Here is a 14,401-nt window from a genome sequence, read left to right as displayed (position 1 = left end):
AAGGCATGACTTCCACCGTGTTTAAGAAAATCATTCGCGACTACAAGCTCTCGGGTCATCTCGTCCCGGTGTTCACGCTTGCACCCGAACTGGAACTCGCATGCTCGCGTCTGGCCGACTTCATTGGCGAGCGGTTTGTCGGCGAGAGTGAACCGCTCATGCGCGAAATGCTTGAGGACGGACTGGCTGCGTACAAGCGCGTACGCAAGACCGGCGAGCCACACGTTGCATTCATGCAGGGCCTCTTTAGTCGGTCGCACCTCCTGTACGCGCGTCGATACGTGGCGCGTCAGGGCGAACGACTTCATGTCTGGTCGCCAATGTTTGAACCTGTAACTGTGTTTGAGGCGCGCTTTCCCGATTGCACCACGGAGATGGTCGACGAAGCGTGTCCCGAACGCATCACGCATAAGACCGCCGCCTTCCAGCTTGCCGCGCGCGCGCTCACAGGCGAAGGTTTCCGGCTCTACTTTGAGGACTACGATGTCGCTCACAGCTACCCTGATAGCGCTGCTGTCGGGGCTTGACCCAGACGACGCGCAACGCGCGCTCACGACAGCCGCAGCGCAGGATGACCCCGCCGCACCCGCACCGCGTGAGTTTGCGCGCGGACGGGGCGCCCGGGCGTATGGCCTCGCCATCGTGATCGTCCGCAATCCAGTCCGCTTCTGGTGCGGTATTGCAGGCCTCATCGCGTTCCCCGCGTATCTCTTTTTCCGCGTCGGAGCGTGGCTCTATGGCTAGCAGCCGATTCGTTCGACATGTGAAGTGGTGGTTCTTTGTTGTTCCGCTGCTGGCCAGCGTCCTTCTACCCATCATCCCGGCAGATAGCCTGTTCGCGATCAGCGATGAGGAGTCGCAGTCGGCAGTCCTGGCCTTGGGTGATGAGCGCGCGTCGAGTTCAGTTGACGCGACAAACGTACTGTTTCGGCGGCTCTTCGTGACCACCGGCGCGGTCCAGGCGACACTGAGCGGCGGTGGCGACGGATTTGACGCGGATGGCACCCGGGACTTTGCGCGTGGCTGGGCACGGCATTTCTGGATGCAGACGTACCGCGCGCTCTATCGCGCCATAGTGATGAAGGCGTGGCTCGCGGGAACAGTTGTGCTGTGCATGGCCGGGTGGGTGGACGGCACAATGCGCCGCCGCATACGCGCGGCCGCCGCGGGCTTCGCCAGCCCGCTGTCTTTCCATCTCGCGATGCACGGCATGCTTGTCGTACTGGGCTGTGCGTTTGTCGTCCTTGTGCTGCCGGTGCCGCTCATCGCGCAGTGGTGGACCATACTGGCAATCTTCCTTCCGTTGCTTCTCTGGATTGTCAGTTCGTCGGCCTGACGCGTCCGGCTTAACACTTTCCACTCCAGAAAAGCTCACGAAAAACGTGAGCTTTTTGCATTTAAGCGTTTAGGCGCCTAAACGAGGGCACGTCGTCGCCAGTCCTGCTGCGGTCTATCGCGCGAAAGCCGCTTTATTTCCACGCGTTTTGCCCGCGAGCCCCGCCTGTCCGCCGCAACAATAAGCAAATGCCGCGCGCTGGTGCGCGTGCAACTTTCACAGGAATTCGAAACCATGAGCACCAACAACGAAGACGCTGTCCTTGTCGAAGCGGCGGCATCCGGCACCGGTATCCCTCTCGCGACGACGTCCGAGGCTGAAAACTCGCGCTCCGATGGCACCGCCGTGGTTGGCGCGCCGGGCGTGACGGCTGCAACGGACGGCGCCGACGACGGCGAGCTGGAGACCGAACTGCAGCAGATGGAAAGCGACGCGGCAACGCTGCAGCGCGAAGGCATGATCAGCGACGCGGAGGCCGACGACAAGCGTCAGCAGGTCGAACGCACGCGTCGCTTCTTTCGCGATCTGCCGCCCGCTGAGCGTGCAGTGATCGTCCGCCGCCGCCGCGAAATCGGCCGTCAGCTGCTGGAAAGGCAGCTCTCGGGCGCCGCGATCGTGCCTGCTGCGGTTCGACTGAACCACACGCGCCTGCGGCCGCTTTTCGAGCAGTGGTGGCCGTACCTCAACCGTATGAGCATCAATATGCAACGTTTCGGCGACGCGACCTTTGGCGAGCGCGACAAGGGAAGCGTGAACGCCTGGTTTGAAAAGCAGGTGGAAGCGATTGAAGCATACGTGGATGAGCAGTTGCAGGTCGCGGACGGTTTTCGCGAGCGGACCGAACGCGAAATGACCCTGCGCGGCGATATCGTGTTCCGTCCTGCCGTCACGAAGCCGTCGCTCGAGATCGAGGTCGAGGCGTTCTCGCGCTTCGCCATGCGCCTGCTGTCCGTCATCACGCGTTTCGACAAGGTGATGGATCAATTCGATTTTCTGGTCTGGAACGGCGTGCGCGACCAGTCCGACGTCGATGAGGAAACCGCGCGTTTTCTACGCAAGTTCCATCCGGTTGGCGTGCGCGGCTACATGACCCATCTGCGCCTGATGACCTCCGTTCGCGGCCTCTGAGTGACGCGCCATGCTCGACGGCCTTAACCCCCGGCAGCTCGAAGTCGCACAGGCACAGCGGCATTGCCTGGCCGTGGCGTGCCCGGGCGCCGGCAAAACGAAAACGATCGCGTCCAAGGCCGCATCACTGCTCGCCGCGCCCGGCAGCAGGGTTGGGGCTGTCACATTCAGCAAGGATGCGGCGATGGAGTTGCGAGATCGCATTCTCACGCTTGCCGGCGCAAGCGCGAAGGCCCGGCTGATCGCCGGTACGTTCCACTCGTTGGGATTCAGGCAGATCGGACGCCCGGGTGGTAAGCGTCGCGACATCGCGTCGGACGGCGACCGCACCGGCCTGCTGATGCGCGTGCTTGCCGAGACCGGTCTGAACTGGAAGGTCGAGGAAGCGGTACCCGTCATCGAGCAACTCAAAACGGGCATCACGCACGCGATCGAGGGGTCGCCCGAGGCTATCCTGTACGAAGCATATGAGGACGCACTCGCGCGAAACGGCAAGATCGACTTCCAGGACATGCTGCGTCTCGCGATCGCTGGCATGGAGTCGGGCGATATCGAACCCTACGCATTCACCGATCTGCTGGTCGACGAGTTCCAGGACACTGACCCACTGCAATACCGCTGGGTGGAATTACACGCTGCCGCCGGCGCGCGCGTGACCGTCGTGGGCGACGACGATCAGAGCATCTATGGGTTCCGCGCAGCGATGGGGTTTCGTGGCATGGAGGGCTTCGCCACGAAATTCGACGCCCAACGCGTCGTCCTCGGCAGCAACTATCGTTGCCGGTCCGAGATCCTCGCCGCCGCCGACCGGCTCATCCAGCACAACACAGACCGGATCGCGAAGGTGCTGCATGCGGAAAAGGGTGCGGGCGGTACCGTCGTGGCTCGCCGGTTCAACGACGAATACGATGACGCCGCGGCCGCCGTCGAGGCGCTGAAGCCGCTGCTCGCCGCCGGGCAGTCGTGCGCGATTCTCTCCCGCACCAACCGGGCGCTGGACCCGATAGAGTCAGTGTGCCGCTCGTATGGCGTGAAGTATTACCGCGCGTCAGGCCGCTCCGTGCTCGACCAGCCCGAGGGCGCGCTCATGTGCAATCTGCTGCAAATCGTCCAGCGGATAAAGCTCAACGGTCTGGACGCGGTACTTGGCTATGCGGGCATGAGCACGCGCGACCTGACGGCCCTGCACAACGCCATGGGTGCGACGCTCGCGCAGAAGCAGAAAAAGGATCTGATCGCGTTTGGCCTGTCCGAGGACACCGCAACGGCCTATCGTGGTTTCATGAAGCGCCTTGCAGAATGGCAGGCGCTATGCGAGAGGCAGTTCTATTCACTCGCGCTTGAGGGCGTGCGGGAGTGGATGATGCTGTACGTGCGCAAGGAAGCCGCGGAGCGCGCGATCCTCGCGACCTACGACGTGATTTCCCGCCTGAATGGCTCTTTCAGCGAACGCATCGAGTTCCTGAAGCGGGCGAACAACGAGCCGGCGCCGGATGCGCTGGTCTTAACCACGATGCACAGCTCCAAGGGTCTCGAGTGGGACCATGTGTGGATCACGCGGTCGGAGGAGAACGTGGTGCCCGACCAGAAAAGCCCTGAATCGGAGGAGCGGCGACTGTTCTACGTCGCGATGACACGCGCCCGCGAAACACTCACGATCACTTCGATCCGCAAGAATCCACCCACACGTTTCATCCACGAATCGCAGGTGCCCGAGGTCTGAATGTTATGTGTATTACTTCGCCTGCCGTTCGACGCAGGGTAAGGGGGAAAGCGTGACAGAAGCCGGGATCGGGCAGGCGCCTGAGTGGTTTGCAAGCTGGTTCACTTCGAAATTCAATGTGGCGGTGCCTGAGGCGTTCGCCGCCTATCTCGCTAAGCATCCGAACGGCCTCTGCTCGCAAGCAGGCTCGCTGTGGAAAGCGGACGAGATCGTCGACGCGACCGAAGAGCGCGATCTGCAAGACAAAGGCGTCTGCATGATCGGTACGACAGCGTTCGAAGCGATTTTTATTCTTCGCGCCCGTGATGGCCGTGTGTTTGCCGTCGACAAGTTTGACTACGCTCAGGTCGATGCGTGGTTTTCTGATCTCGACTCGTGTATTTGCCTGCTGGATTTTGAGGAGGCGACGGCTCCACAGGGATGAGAAGCCGGAAGCTGGCTGATGATTTCGCTCGTGCTAGGATTTCCCCCAACACTGGAGGGAAAGCGATGGCTGTGCACGCTATAACGGCGGTTCGGGTGGGTGGGAATCCGGAAAGGGTTACACACGTGCTTTGGGGGCAGGTGTCCGTGAGCGGAGACCAATTTGAGGTCACACCGCACGCATCGCCTGTAATCGAAGTGGTAGACGCACTGGCTAAGGGCGACACCGTCGTAACGGTCTTTCCGCTGGATGGGCAGCGCGTCGCAGGTCCGGAAGTCCGCTCTGTCGTCGACGACGCCGGACGCCAAAGCATCGAGACGGTGGCCACTGATTCCGATGGGGGCCGAAGGCTAACGGACCTGCCACGGCTTGATCACGAATAAGGCGCTCGTCGTGTCGACTTTATCGGTTGGAGTTTACCCCCCCGCCCTCACGACCCGGCGCCGAATCCGTCCCCCAGACTCCCGTCGTCTGAACACATAGGTGGGCCTGTCATGTGTTTCACATTGGAGACAATGACTGCGCCTAACGGTTAATACGACGACGAGATTACGCTGAGCCGGTTGATGCTCGCGGGAGGTGCTGGACGTTCGAGTTCTCGGGCGCGACCGCGCCGTCTATTGTGAGTTCGCGCGCGACGCGTTTCAGCTGACCTTCGAGCGAGGCGCGCTCGCCAAGCCTGATGGTCCCGCAGTAGAAAATGTTCCCTCTCACGCGGCCGTTGATCTCCAGCGAACCGCGTGCGCGCAGGTCGCCCTCGACCGTGCCGTCGATGCGCACGTGCTCGCCCTCGATCTGACCTTTCACCAGCCCGCCTGCGCCGACATGGAGCAGCCCTTCGTTGCTGATCAGGTTTCCGTCGACGATCCCGAATAGGCTAACGCCGTGGTCGAGGATCAAATTTCCCTCGATCGTGGAACCGGGCGCGAGAAGCGTGACATTGAGCGTGTGTTGCGATTTCATGGTCCGGTGTCCTTCAGAAGAGTTGTACGTCGCCGTTGCGCTGCCCCGGTGCTGCCGGAGACTTCGCGGTTTCGACGCTCGGTTGCTGCTCCGTTCGCGCCGGTGAGGTGTGAGGGCGGCCCACGTGACGCACGACTGGTCGCGGCGCCGGTTGATCTTCCTTGGGCTGGGCAGGAGTTACAGCAGCATTCGGCGCGGCAGCCGGCACCGGTTTGACTGCTGCCGGCGCGCTCGTTTGAGGTTGCGGCACCTGCACGACGTGCTGGCGCAGCGGGGAGGCAAGCGCCTTCTGTTCGTCCGGTGCGCTCGCCGACATCACGGGACTCGTCGGCACGCTTTCACGGGTTTGGGGCGCCTGCCGGAGCACGGTGGCCGGATCAACGGCGGCGCTCCAGTTAGCACGACCAGGCCCCGTGAGCTGGTCCTGCGATGTTAGGGCTGGCGCCGATGCGGCCGGCACGGAAGCCTCGGTCGGAATATCCACTCTCGCCGAGGAAGTGGCGTGCAGGTCCGTTGAAGCTGCAACGTGAGAGCGATCGCCGTGGACTAACGGAATGAGGCGGGCCACGCCCATGCCCAGTAAGCCACAGACGGCAGCGCCGCCCGCAACCATAAGCGCCGTGCGGCCAAGCCGCCAACGCGCATTCCACGCCCGCCGCACGGCCGACGTGCTGGCCGCAGGTTCGTGCGCAAGCAGCAGCGGCGCGGGCAGGGCCTTGACCTGATTTTCCAGGTCGATGACAAAGTGTTCGCGGGCAAAGCGCGCATGCAGCGCGTGAACCTCGCGAAGGTCGATTTCCATGGACGTTCTCCTCAGTGGGGTACTGTCGAGCGTAGCCGTCCGGCGTGGAAGTCAAGCCGGAACAATCAGCCGTCTTGCGGGGGTCAGCCTTCGCGGCGCGTGCCGTCGAAGTCGTACTCTTCGTTGTCGGGCACGCACAGCAGCGTGATGCGATTGAGTTTCTTCTCGGCGTTTGCCAGTGTGGCCGTGCATCGCTCCTGGCTAAGCAGGTGCGATGCGTGGGCCGACCATGCGCGGGCGAACAGGCGCTCGTACTGGGTCAGGCACCGGACAAGCTGGCCGGCGAGCGGACGTTTGACTTCGAGTTCAATCGTCTCGTACCGTCGCGGGAGATGGCGAGCGCCGAGCTGCTCGGTCCATACGATCGCCTTCGTGAACCACTCGGTCGTCTCCCGGATAGCGTGGTCGAGCGCGCGCAGCTTGCCGTCTCGAGCGACCGAAATCTTTGAGGCGCAAAAGTTGTAGTCCGAACGGAGAAATGTCCGGACGAAAATGGAGCTGTACTTCAGCGTCGTCACCTGGGCGGAATCCGGGATGATCTTCGCGTAGCGTGTATCGCTCGTCAGGCGCTCGATGGGTTTGAGCCCGGTGCCTGAAGGAACAGCGGTGAGCGGGGCGGGTGCGTCGGGCGCCCCGCCCTGTGCCGCGTTGCCGGGGGTTTCCTCCGGTTGCGGCGCAGTTTCAAGAACGGCGGCCATGATGTTGTTCGGGTGTGGTCTCTCTCACCTGTCATTGTGTTCCTGATTCGTCTGCAGATTTCCGGCAAAAGCTGCACGATATTGGCCACCATTCCAGGGACACACCCACGTTTTTTTGGCGATACTGACTCCATTGCTCGCGTCTCCTGACGCATCGACCTCGACTCCGTAGCCCGGAGTCCATCTTCTGCCTCAAGTCGTGCCTTTACGGCATGCTCCGACCAGCTGGCTGCTGGTGTGGAATATCTCTCGTGCTGAGCGGCTCGCCACCTGCTCCCCTCTCGTCAGTCGTGATACTCGTCGCCGGCCGCATTCATTTGCGCCGCGACATCGTTCGAGCCCGGATATTCGGGTGTCTCTCTCCAGACCCATCTGGGTAGAACGATCGAAGTGGACTGACCCGTGAACCTGCGGCGAAAACTCATGTTTTCGGAAAAGGGCTGTTCGCGCGACGTGATCATGTCGCGCCGGGAACGACCTAACGTTCCCTGCTATGAGCCTCACGGCTCCCTGTGCGCCACGTCCCCGAAAGGGACGTGGCGCATGGGTCATCTTTATCCGAATCCAGAACGCGTTCCTCTTGCCAGGGGAGCGCGTTTTTTTTCGTCCTGTGTTTTTACATTCCCTGTCTGGAGACGCTCCCATGCTTCTTCCCAATGGCCTTGACCAGCGCATCGCCGACACGATCAGCAGCACGATCGAAAGCGAACGCGCGACTACCGACACCACAACGGGCGCCTGGCGCGCGCGCTGTGAGGTCGCCCAGATCGCGATGCTTGCCGACGGCGAGCGCCGCGTTTTCCTGTCCCATATCGCCACACGCCGCGGAGAGGCGGCGGCATCGAACCTGGAGCAGTCGGCCAGCGAGATGCGCACCTCGGCGATCTTCTTTCTTGCGAGGAAACCCTCATGAACGCTGTTGTTCCGTTGGGCGCTGCGCCCGTGCGCAGCATCGTCGAGGAGCGTGCACCACGCGCCCCCGTCATCGGCCGGATTCGTCCCGGCATCAAGGTCCTGACGTCTGCCGCGAGGCAAAACGAACAGGCAGTCAAGCTCTACGAGCAACTCGTCGCTGCTGGCGAGTCATTCGAGAAAATCGGCGACGAGATCGAGCGGCGCTGCAAGCTCAGAAACGCGCTCGCACCGCGCAACGTCCCGTACTTCACCTGCCGTCGATCCGACTTCACCAACCCGGATGTGGCCGACGAAATCCTGCGCCTCTATGGCGAGGATCGCGGCGACGGTCGGAAGCTCTATCGTTTCCCCGTTGTCTTCGCCTTCAACGACTGGATGGCCAACATCCCGAACGAGATGGCGACGTGGGGCACGACCGGGCGGAAGTTCTTCTCCGAGTACGGCGCCGATGGCACACGCTTCTGCAAGCAGTACGAAAAGCCGGAACGCGACGTACGGGCCCAGCGGGCGCAACGCAATTTCGGACCCCGTTCGATCATGCTGCGGCAGGACAACGCGATACCCGACGGCGTGTGCAATCCGCAGGGGTGCCCGCAGTATCAGGCGCGGCAATGCAACCTCTCGGCGCGCTTCATCTTCGCGGTCCCCGAGATCAAGGGGCTCGGCCTCATCGAGCTACCGACGAACTCGATCTACGTGCTCCAGAAAGCGTATTCGGCGATGCAAACCGTGGCGCTAGCGCGGGGCAAGCTCACCGGCACGCGGTTCTGGATCTCGAAGCGCGAATTTGAGATCACGCGAATCAACGAGCAAAGCGAGCCAGTGCGTCAGATGCAGATGCTCACCGTGCTCGACGCGGATATCGACATCAGTGCGTTGCTCGACGGCGCGGAAGATCATCCGCCGGCGATCGCTGTTGCGTCGGAGGCTGCGGCGCTGCTTGAGGGTGCGACCAACGTGTACCCGCTCACGCCAGCAGGAGGGCCAGCAGGTGCCGCGAGCGATGCTCATGAGGTTGTCGAGGGACTCGGCTTGCAGCCATCCGGGTCGCCGACAGCGGAAACGCTTGAAGAAAAGCGCGACCGCATGTCGGACTTGCTCAGCCGCCTCGGACTGAGCGTGGAGGACCGGCAGCGCGACTTCCGGGTCTTCGCTCACGCAACTTACGGCAGAGGCTGGGTACAACGCCTCGCCGACGTCGACGGCATGAACGCTCGTCTCGAAGGCGCACTCGAGAATCGCGAAAAGCTTGATCGCGAAATCGAGAGTGCGGTTCGTGCGGCGATGCGTGACTGACCATGGCCGGCCCCTCGCAGGGCTGACTGACTCTTCCTTCGCCGTACGACGGCGTTCATCCCATTGAGGCTGCCATCCGGCGGCCACTTTTCGTTTACGGAGGTGCGCCTTGAAGATCGCACATTTTTCTGACCTGCATTACTCGCCTGAGCGACTCGACGAAGCGGACCGCTGTTTCAGTTCCGCTACTCACGACGCGATCATGCGAGGTGCGCGCGTAGCTGTCGTGTCCGGTGATTCGACTGACCATCGACTCGACGCTCATTCACCGGCGCTCGTCACGCTCGCGCGTCGGATTCACCGTCTCGCGGCCTCGATGCCCGTGATCATGCTGCAGGGCACGTTCTCGCATGAGCCACCCGGCACGCTGGACATTTTTGCGCTCATGGGCTCGACCAACGAGGTGTTCATCGCAAGCCGCATCCAGCAGGTTGCGTTTGCGAATGGACGCTTCCTCGCATCGGCGGGGCCGTTGTTCAACGAACGCGAATTCGCGCAGGTAGTGGCGATGCAACCCGACGCCGTTTTCACCTGTCTGCCGACCGTCAATAAAGGGCAGTTCGCAGCGAGTGTTGGCGCACTCGTCGCGGCGACGGATCTCGGCGACGTACTCTCGACGTATCTGGCAGCGTCGGGGCAGGTGAATGCGCGTCTGCGTGAAGCAGGCATCGCGACTGTGGGCATCTCGCACGGTACGGTAGTCGGCTGCGAAACGGAGCACGGTGTCACGATGGCGGGGCTCGATCACGAGTTCTCGCTCTCGGCGCTCTTCGACGCGCAGTGCTCGGCGTTCATGCTCGGTCATATCCACAAGTTCCAGTCATGGGAGCGCGGTGGGTCGTTGATCGCGTATGCGGGATCGATCGGTCGCTTTCACTTCGGCGAGCAGGGCGAGAAGGGTTACCTGCTATGGGAAGTGGATACCCATTCGGCCTCGGCTGAACTGGTCCCAACGCCCGCGCGCCGCATGCTTTGCATCGACTTTGATGGTCCGCCCGACATGGAACGACTCGCGCAGTTTGCGAGCGATACTGGCGACGCGTTTGTGCGCGTTCGCTGGCAGGTCGATGAGGAGCACCGGCAGTCGGTCGACCGTGCTGCAATTGAAGCAATGTTCGCGAACGCGCAGGGCGTGAAGCTCGAACCCCGCATTCTCCCGGTCGTGCGCAGTCGCGCACAGGGCATCAGCCTGGAGACATCGGTCGACGCAAAGCTCGGCAGGTGGTGTGAAGTCGCCGACGTGAACGCGGCACCGGTTCTCGAGCGTCTGCAACTGCTCGATACCGGCGATGCGAACGCGATCGCCGACGCCGTGATGGCGCAACTCGACCAGTCGCCAGCGGCCACACCGCTGGCACTTGTCGCGGGCACGCCGTCCGATGCGGTCCGGCCGGACGGTTCTCGTGTCGTTGTCTCGCCCGCGTCCAGCGTGAGCGGGAACACAGGCGAGGCTCTCGACTGGCTGGAAGGCGATCTCTTTGCGGCTTAAGCAGGCAACATTAGCCGCCAACCAGTGGGCGGGGCCCGTACGGCCCGCTCACTCGTGGACACAGCTGTGTCCCGCCAGTGCGCTCGCGGTTTCTCGATGAGCGCACTGCCGGAACAAGGTTCACCCGCGCCACCGGCGCATCGATCGCAGCAACTGCTGCATCCATTTTCTTTTTTGACCCTGACGGGGAGCGATCTCCCGAAGGGGGCGCACTCCGTCCTTTTACTCTGGAGTGTTCCCCATGTTTGGTCTTTATCCCGCTGGTCCCGACTGGGTCCAGCATTTCAATGCAACGTCTCCCGCACGCGAGATCCAGCAGCTTCTCGTGAAGCACGCCGGATTTACTGCGGGGCTTTTCCATCAACCCTACGGTCCCGCGCGCGGTGCCGTGATTGCGGTCCGCCACGGCTTTGTCGTGATGGTCCATGAAGATGACGCCGCCGAGCTTGAGCTCGTCGTGGCGCCTGACGTCGAGATGACGAATCTGCTCTGGTCGCATAGCCACGGCTATGCGAGCCAGTGGTCGCCTCGCGAACTGAAAGCGCTCACGGCGTGTGACAGCTGGGAACAACTGCTGAAACTGGCAGGTACCCGGTTTCGCGCGGCCTGCACGGCGCTCGAACGCGCCATTGACGGCACGATCGTGCCGGCACCTGAGCCGATCGATCCGGTGATCGCCGCGCCGTTCCCTGACGATGACGATGTGCCCTGGCTGCCGTCCGACTACCTGCACGACTCGCCGGTCGGGGAGGGTATGCCATGCGACCGCTGATCCTCACGCTCGAAGGGTTTATCGGTGTGCGCGACGGGATGAAGCGCGACAGCGTGACTCTCGACCTGCAGGCGTTGCCAACGGGGCTGATTGCGCTCAAGGGCGCAAACGGCGCAGGGAAATCCACCCTCATGGACAACCTGCACCCGTACCGCATCATGCCTTCGCACGCCGCGAAGCTCTCCGTCGACGCCTTCTCGTACTGGGACCACCTCTGTGGCGTCCAGGCGCAGAAGATCTTCGAATGGGAGCACGCCAACGTGCGCTACCGCTCAACGTTCGCCTTCCGCAAGCCAGGCAAGACCGGCAAGGCGGAGTACTTCCTCGCATGGCTCGACAGGGCCGGATTCTGGCAGCCGTTTGTGGCGACCGATGGCACACGTTCTGACGGCAAGGCGGACACCTATGACCGCTGTGTCGAATCCGTGTGCGGCTCGCTCGAATCGTTTTTTACGAGCGTGTTCTCCGCGCAAAACCGGCGACCGCTTGCGTCCTACAACGCAGGCGAGATCAAGTCGCTGCTGGCCGAACTGCTGCACATCGACCATCTACGCACACTTTCGGCGAAAGCTGCGGACGTCGCGAAGATCCTTGGTGTCAAGCTCGATGGCATCCAGCGCGAACTCGCGTCCCTGTCCCTGAAGCGCGATTCGCTCGCGCAGATGGAACGGGCGATCACAACGGACGCAGAGTCGATCGCAACTGCACGGCGCGAGCGCGAGGGCCTTCTGGCCACCGCGCAGACGCTCGGGCAGCAGCGCGCCACGCTCGCGGCAAAGCAGGCCGAGTCGGCAACGGCAGAGGCACGCCTGCGCGAACTGGCGAAGCAGCGCGGTGACACGCAAAAGTCTCTCGCATCCATCCAGTCGGATGCGACAGAACTGACGCGGCGCCTCAACGATCGACGCACGACGCTCGTGAAGGGCATCGCCGCACATGAGACGACACTAGCTCAGCGTGCTTCGATCGAAGGCGCGCAGGCGCAATGTGATCAGGCGCAGCTGGAGATCGGAAGGCTGGAGGCGCAGCTTCAAGCGCTTCAATCCGAGATCGCCGGCCTCGAGCCGAAGCAGACGGCGTTGACCGAAGCAAATGCGGCCCTCGAAGGGCTGCAGGCGCAAGGGTCAACGAAGGCTGCGCTGCTCACGATGCTGCAACAGCAAGCCGCCGTTGTAGACCAGGTTCCGTGCGCTGGCCATGCCATGCATGCGACCTGTCCGCTGCTAGCCCAGGCGCGTGATGCGTCGGGGCGGGCTGGTGAACAGCGCATCGCAGTCGAAGCACTTCGCAGGAGCTATCGCGAGAAGAAGGCGCTTGCTGATGATCTGACTCCCGTCGTGGCACGCCTTGCGCCCCTACGCGAACAGCTTCGTTTGGCCAACGTGGCACTCACGTCGGCCCGGCGCGCTTTCGAGTCAGCCACTGCTCTCGCCGCACGCAAGCCGCTTCTCGAAGCAGCCGCGAACGGCATGGCACAGGCAAAGGCGGATCTTTCCGACGTCGATGTGCAACTGGTGCAGGTCGCTGAACGCCGGGAGGCCGAAACGACGCGCCTGCAGGCGGTGCTGCGCGATATCGATGCCGAAATTTCAAGGCTCTCAGCTTTCGATGTCACGGCCGCAATCGGGGAACTCGACCGGCAACTGCTCGCAAACCGGGAGGCCAGCACGGCTCTCGATGCGCGTATCGAGGCGCTCATCCGTCAGCACGCAACGCGTGAAACACAGCGCGAGGCAATGAAGGCGGAACTGGATGGCTTTGGTGCGACGCAGGAGAGGGCGGTACGCCTGTCCGACGAAATCGCGAACTGGAAGCTGCTGGCAAAGGGGCTCGGCAATGACGGCGTCATAGCACTGACGATCGACGATGCTGGCCCCGCGCTCACGCAGACGGTCAATGACCTGCTGCTTGCGTGCTATGGCCCGCGCTTCACCGTCGCGATTCGCACGCAACGCGAGCTCGCGTCGGGCGATCTGCGTGAAGGCTTCGAGATTCTTGTCCATGACGCCGACAACGACAGCACCAAGGCCGTATCGGTGATGTCGGGTGGGCAGAAGGTATGGATCAACGAGAGCCTGACTCGTGGCATTGCGCTGTATCTCGCGCGCAATGCGGGGCAACCGTGCCAGACGTTGTTCAGCGACGAATCAGACGGCCCGCTGGACCCCGTGCGAAAGGTGCAGTTCATGAAGATGAAACGCGAGGTCCTCCGGCAAGGCGGATACGAGCGGGAATTCTTTATCTCGCAGACACCTGACCTTGTTCTCGAGGCGGATGACGTCATCGATGTAGAAGCGCTTGCCGCATGACTTTTCTTTTTAACCCTTGTGGGGAGCGAATCCCCGCAAGGGGCGCTCCTCGTCTCAATCCCGAGGAGCAACCATGTTCAAAAAGCAATCTTCCGTTGTTGGCTGCATCACGCGCTCGGCCCGTGCGGCATCTCCGCGCGCGGGTCGCGAGCACGTCTACACGCTCAATGGTTCGCGCCTGCGCGACGTCTTCGTGGACGGGCAGTGGATCACGGTTTCCGTATCCGATCCCGCAGTGCAACGCGCAGCCGCGTGATCACTTTCGCCGCCCCTAACGGGGGCGGCGCCTCTTTTTTTCTGGAGTCAAACTCATGATGAATTTCTTGATGCTGCTCGTCGCAGCAGCCGGCACCTCAACCCTCGGAGCCTGCACGCATGCGCAGTTGCGCCCGCAGGCAGAAGCACGGGTGATCGTTGTGCATTCGCCGAAGGGCGAGCAGGGCGATTTCCGCATCTGTGACGACGGGCGCGTGCTGGTCTATCCGGCGAGCCACCCGAAGTCCTGTACCTGACGCGCTCTCGCGCTCTTTCCGATAAGGCCCCAGT

General features: G+C 62.6%; 16 protein-coding genes. 13 read left to right on the top strand and 3 right to left on the bottom strand.

From position 1 onward, the window contains the following. The first annotated feature begins 5 nt into the window (after window positions 1–5). The 6 genes from M3I53_RS16090 (at window position 6) to M3I53_RS16065 (ending at window position 4,611) form a co-directional block, all read left to right on the top strand. Entirely contained in the window at window positions 6–527 is a 522-nt protein-coding gene (locus tag M3I53_RS16090; RefSeq protein WP_254316899.1) for a hypothetical protein, read from the top strand. Further along, a complete protein-coding gene (locus M3I53_RS16085; protein WP_254316898.1) occupies window positions 484–744 on the top strand; it encodes a hypothetical protein in 261 nt (86 codons plus the stop codon). The genes M3I53_RS16090 and M3I53_RS16085 overlap by 44 nt, the downstream gene beginning before the upstream one ends. Continuing rightward, entirely contained in the window at window positions 737–1,336 is a 600-nt protein-coding gene (locus M3I53_RS16080; protein WP_254316897.1) for a DUF4400 domain-containing protein, read from the top strand. Before M3I53_RS16085 ends, M3I53_RS16080 begins: the two co-directional genes overlap by 8 nt. A gap of 234 nt (window positions 1,337–1,570) precedes the next feature. Further along, on the top strand, window positions 1,571–2,464 hold the full coding sequence (locus tag M3I53_RS16075) for an ATPase (protein WP_254316896.1): 894 nt from the start codon (window positions 1,571–1,573) through the stop codon (window positions 2,462–2,464). Between the two features lie 10 nt (window positions 2,465–2,474). Then, window positions 2,475–4,187, top strand: a complete 1,713-nt coding sequence (locus M3I53_RS16070) for an ATP-dependent helicase (protein WP_254316895.1) — start codon at window positions 2,475–2,477, stop codon at window positions 4,185–4,187. A gap of 52 nt (window positions 4,188–4,239) precedes the next feature. Beyond that, on the top strand, window positions 4,240–4,611 hold the full coding sequence (locus M3I53_RS16065; RefSeq protein ID WP_254316894.1) for a hypothetical protein: 372 nt from the start codon (window positions 4,240–4,242) through the stop codon (window positions 4,609–4,611). Between the two features lie 549 nt (window positions 4,612–5,160). On the opposite strand, the gene M3I53_RS16060 is transcribed toward M3I53_RS16065, so the two are convergent. From M3I53_RS16060 to M3I53_RS16050, 3 genes are all read right to left on the bottom strand, one after another. Then, the gene (locus M3I53_RS16060; protein WP_254316893.1) at window positions 5,161–5,574 is read right to left on the bottom strand and encodes a polymer-forming cytoskeletal protein; all 414 of its coding nucleotides are present in this window, start codon (window positions 5,572–5,574) and stop codon (window positions 5,161–5,163) included. 13 nt (window positions 5,575–5,587) lie between these two features. Then, complete coding sequence (locus tag M3I53_RS16055) at window positions 5,588–6,376, bottom strand: hypothetical protein (RefSeq protein ID WP_254316892.1); 789 nt, start codon at window positions 6,374–6,376, stop codon at window positions 5,588–5,590. An 83-nt stretch (window positions 6,377–6,459) separates the two neighbouring features. Beyond that, window positions 6,460–7,074 (bottom strand): DUF1845 domain-containing protein, encoded by a 615-nt coding sequence (locus M3I53_RS16050; RefSeq protein ID WP_254316891.1) that lies wholly within the window; start codon window positions 7,072–7,074, stop codon window positions 6,460–6,462. A gap of 643 nt (window positions 7,075–7,717) precedes the next feature. On the opposite strand from M3I53_RS16050, the gene M3I53_RS16045 reads away from it, so the two are divergent. The 7 genes from M3I53_RS16045 to M3I53_RS16015 all read left to right on the top strand — a co-directional run bounded on the left by M3I53_RS16045 (window position 7,718) and on the right by M3I53_RS16015 (window position 14,367). Further along, the gene (locus M3I53_RS16045; RefSeq protein ID WP_254316890.1) at window positions 7,718–7,987 is read left to right on the top strand and encodes a hypothetical protein; all 270 of its coding nucleotides are present in this window, start codon (window positions 7,718–7,720) and stop codon (window positions 7,985–7,987) included. Then, on the top strand, window positions 7,984–9,285 hold the full coding sequence (locus M3I53_RS16040) for a hypothetical protein (protein ID WP_254316889.1): 1,302 nt from the start codon (window positions 7,984–7,986) through the stop codon (window positions 9,283–9,285). The genes M3I53_RS16045 and M3I53_RS16040 overlap by 4 nt, the downstream gene beginning before the upstream one ends. A gap of 109 nt (window positions 9,286–9,394) precedes the next feature. Beyond that, a complete protein-coding gene (locus M3I53_RS16035) occupies window positions 9,395–10,774 on the top strand; it encodes a metallophosphatase family protein (protein WP_254316888.1) in 1,380 nt (459 codons plus the stop codon). 241 nt (window positions 10,775–11,015) lie between these two features. After that, the gene (locus M3I53_RS16030) at window positions 11,016–11,546 is read left to right on the top strand and encodes a hypothetical protein (RefSeq protein ID WP_254316887.1); all 531 of its coding nucleotides are present in this window, start codon (window positions 11,016–11,018) and stop codon (window positions 11,544–11,546) included. Further along, window positions 11,534–13,855 carry an SMC family ATPase gene (locus M3I53_RS16025; RefSeq protein WP_254316886.1) on the top strand — a complete coding sequence of 774 codons (2,322 nt, stop codon included), beginning with the start codon at window positions 11,534–11,536 and terminating at the stop codon, window positions 13,853–13,855. Before M3I53_RS16030 ends, M3I53_RS16025 begins: the two co-directional genes overlap by 13 nt. Before the next feature lie 73 nt (window positions 13,856–13,928). Beyond that, a complete protein-coding gene (locus M3I53_RS16020) occupies window positions 13,929–14,111 on the top strand; it encodes a hypothetical protein (protein WP_254316885.1) in 183 nt (60 codons plus the stop codon). Between the two features lie 55 nt (window positions 14,112–14,166). Beyond that, on the top strand, window positions 14,167–14,367 hold the full coding sequence (locus tag M3I53_RS16015; protein WP_254316884.1) for a hypothetical protein: 201 nt from the start codon (window positions 14,167–14,169) through the stop codon (window positions 14,365–14,367). Window positions 14,368–14,401 lie beyond the last annotated feature (34 nt).

Source organism: Paraburkholderia sp. CNPSo 3272 (genome assembly GCF_024206495.1).
Taxonomy (GTDB): domain Bacteria; phylum Pseudomonadota; class Gammaproteobacteria; order Burkholderiales; family Burkholderiaceae; genus Paraburkholderia.
Note: the sequence above shows the minus strand (reverse complement) of the source record. Positions and strands in the feature narration are given on the sequence as shown.

Excerpts from the sequence above, each read along its gene's own strand:
- M3I53_RS16090 (WP_254316899.1), top strand. The coding sequence starts at position 6 with ATGACTTCCACCGTGTTTAAGAAAATCATTCGCGACTACAAGCTCTCG.
- M3I53_RS16085 (WP_254316898.1), top strand. The coding sequence starts at position 484 with ATGTCGCTCACAGCTACCCTGATAGCGCTGCTGTCGGGGCTTGACCCA.
- M3I53_RS16080 (WP_254316897.1), top strand. The coding sequence starts at position 737 with ATGGCTAGCAGCCGATTCGTTCGACATGTGAAGTGGTGGTTCTTTGTT.
- M3I53_RS16075 (WP_254316896.1), top strand. The coding sequence starts at position 1,571 with ATGAGCACCAACAACGAAGACGCTGTCCTTGTCGAAGCGGCGGCATCC.
- M3I53_RS16070 (WP_254316895.1), top strand. The coding sequence starts at position 2,475 with ATGCTCGACGGCCTTAACCCCCGGCAGCTCGAAGTCGCACAGGCACAG.
- M3I53_RS16060 (WP_254316893.1), bottom strand. The coding sequence starts at position 5,574 with ATGAAATCGCAACACACGCTCAATGTCACGCTTCTCGCGCCCGGTTCC.
- M3I53_RS16055 (WP_254316892.1), bottom strand. The coding sequence starts at position 6,376 with ATGGAAATCGACCTTCGCGAGGTTCACGCGCTGCATGCGCGCTTTGCC.
- M3I53_RS16050 (WP_254316891.1), bottom strand. The coding sequence starts at position 7,074 with ATGGCCGCCGTTCTTGAAACTGCGCCGCAACCGGAGGAAACCCCCGGC.
- M3I53_RS16045 (WP_254316890.1), top strand. The coding sequence starts at position 7,718 with ATGCTTCTTCCCAATGGCCTTGACCAGCGCATCGCCGACACGATCAGC.
- M3I53_RS16040 (WP_254316889.1), top strand. The coding sequence starts at position 7,984 with ATGAACGCTGTTGTTCCGTTGGGCGCTGCGCCCGTGCGCAGCATCGTC.
- M3I53_RS16030 (WP_254316887.1), top strand. The coding sequence starts at position 11,016 with ATGTTTGGTCTTTATCCCGCTGGTCCCGACTGGGTCCAGCATTTCAAT.
- M3I53_RS16025 (WP_254316886.1), top strand. The coding sequence starts at position 11,534 with ATGCGACCGCTGATCCTCACGCTCGAAGGGTTTATCGGTGTGCGCGAC.
- M3I53_RS16020 (WP_254316885.1), top strand. The coding sequence starts at position 13,929 with ATGTTCAAAAAGCAATCTTCCGTTGTTGGCTGCATCACGCGCTCGGCC.
- M3I53_RS16015 (WP_254316884.1), top strand. The coding sequence starts at position 14,167 with ATGATGAATTTCTTGATGCTGCTCGTCGCAGCAGCCGGCACCTCAACC.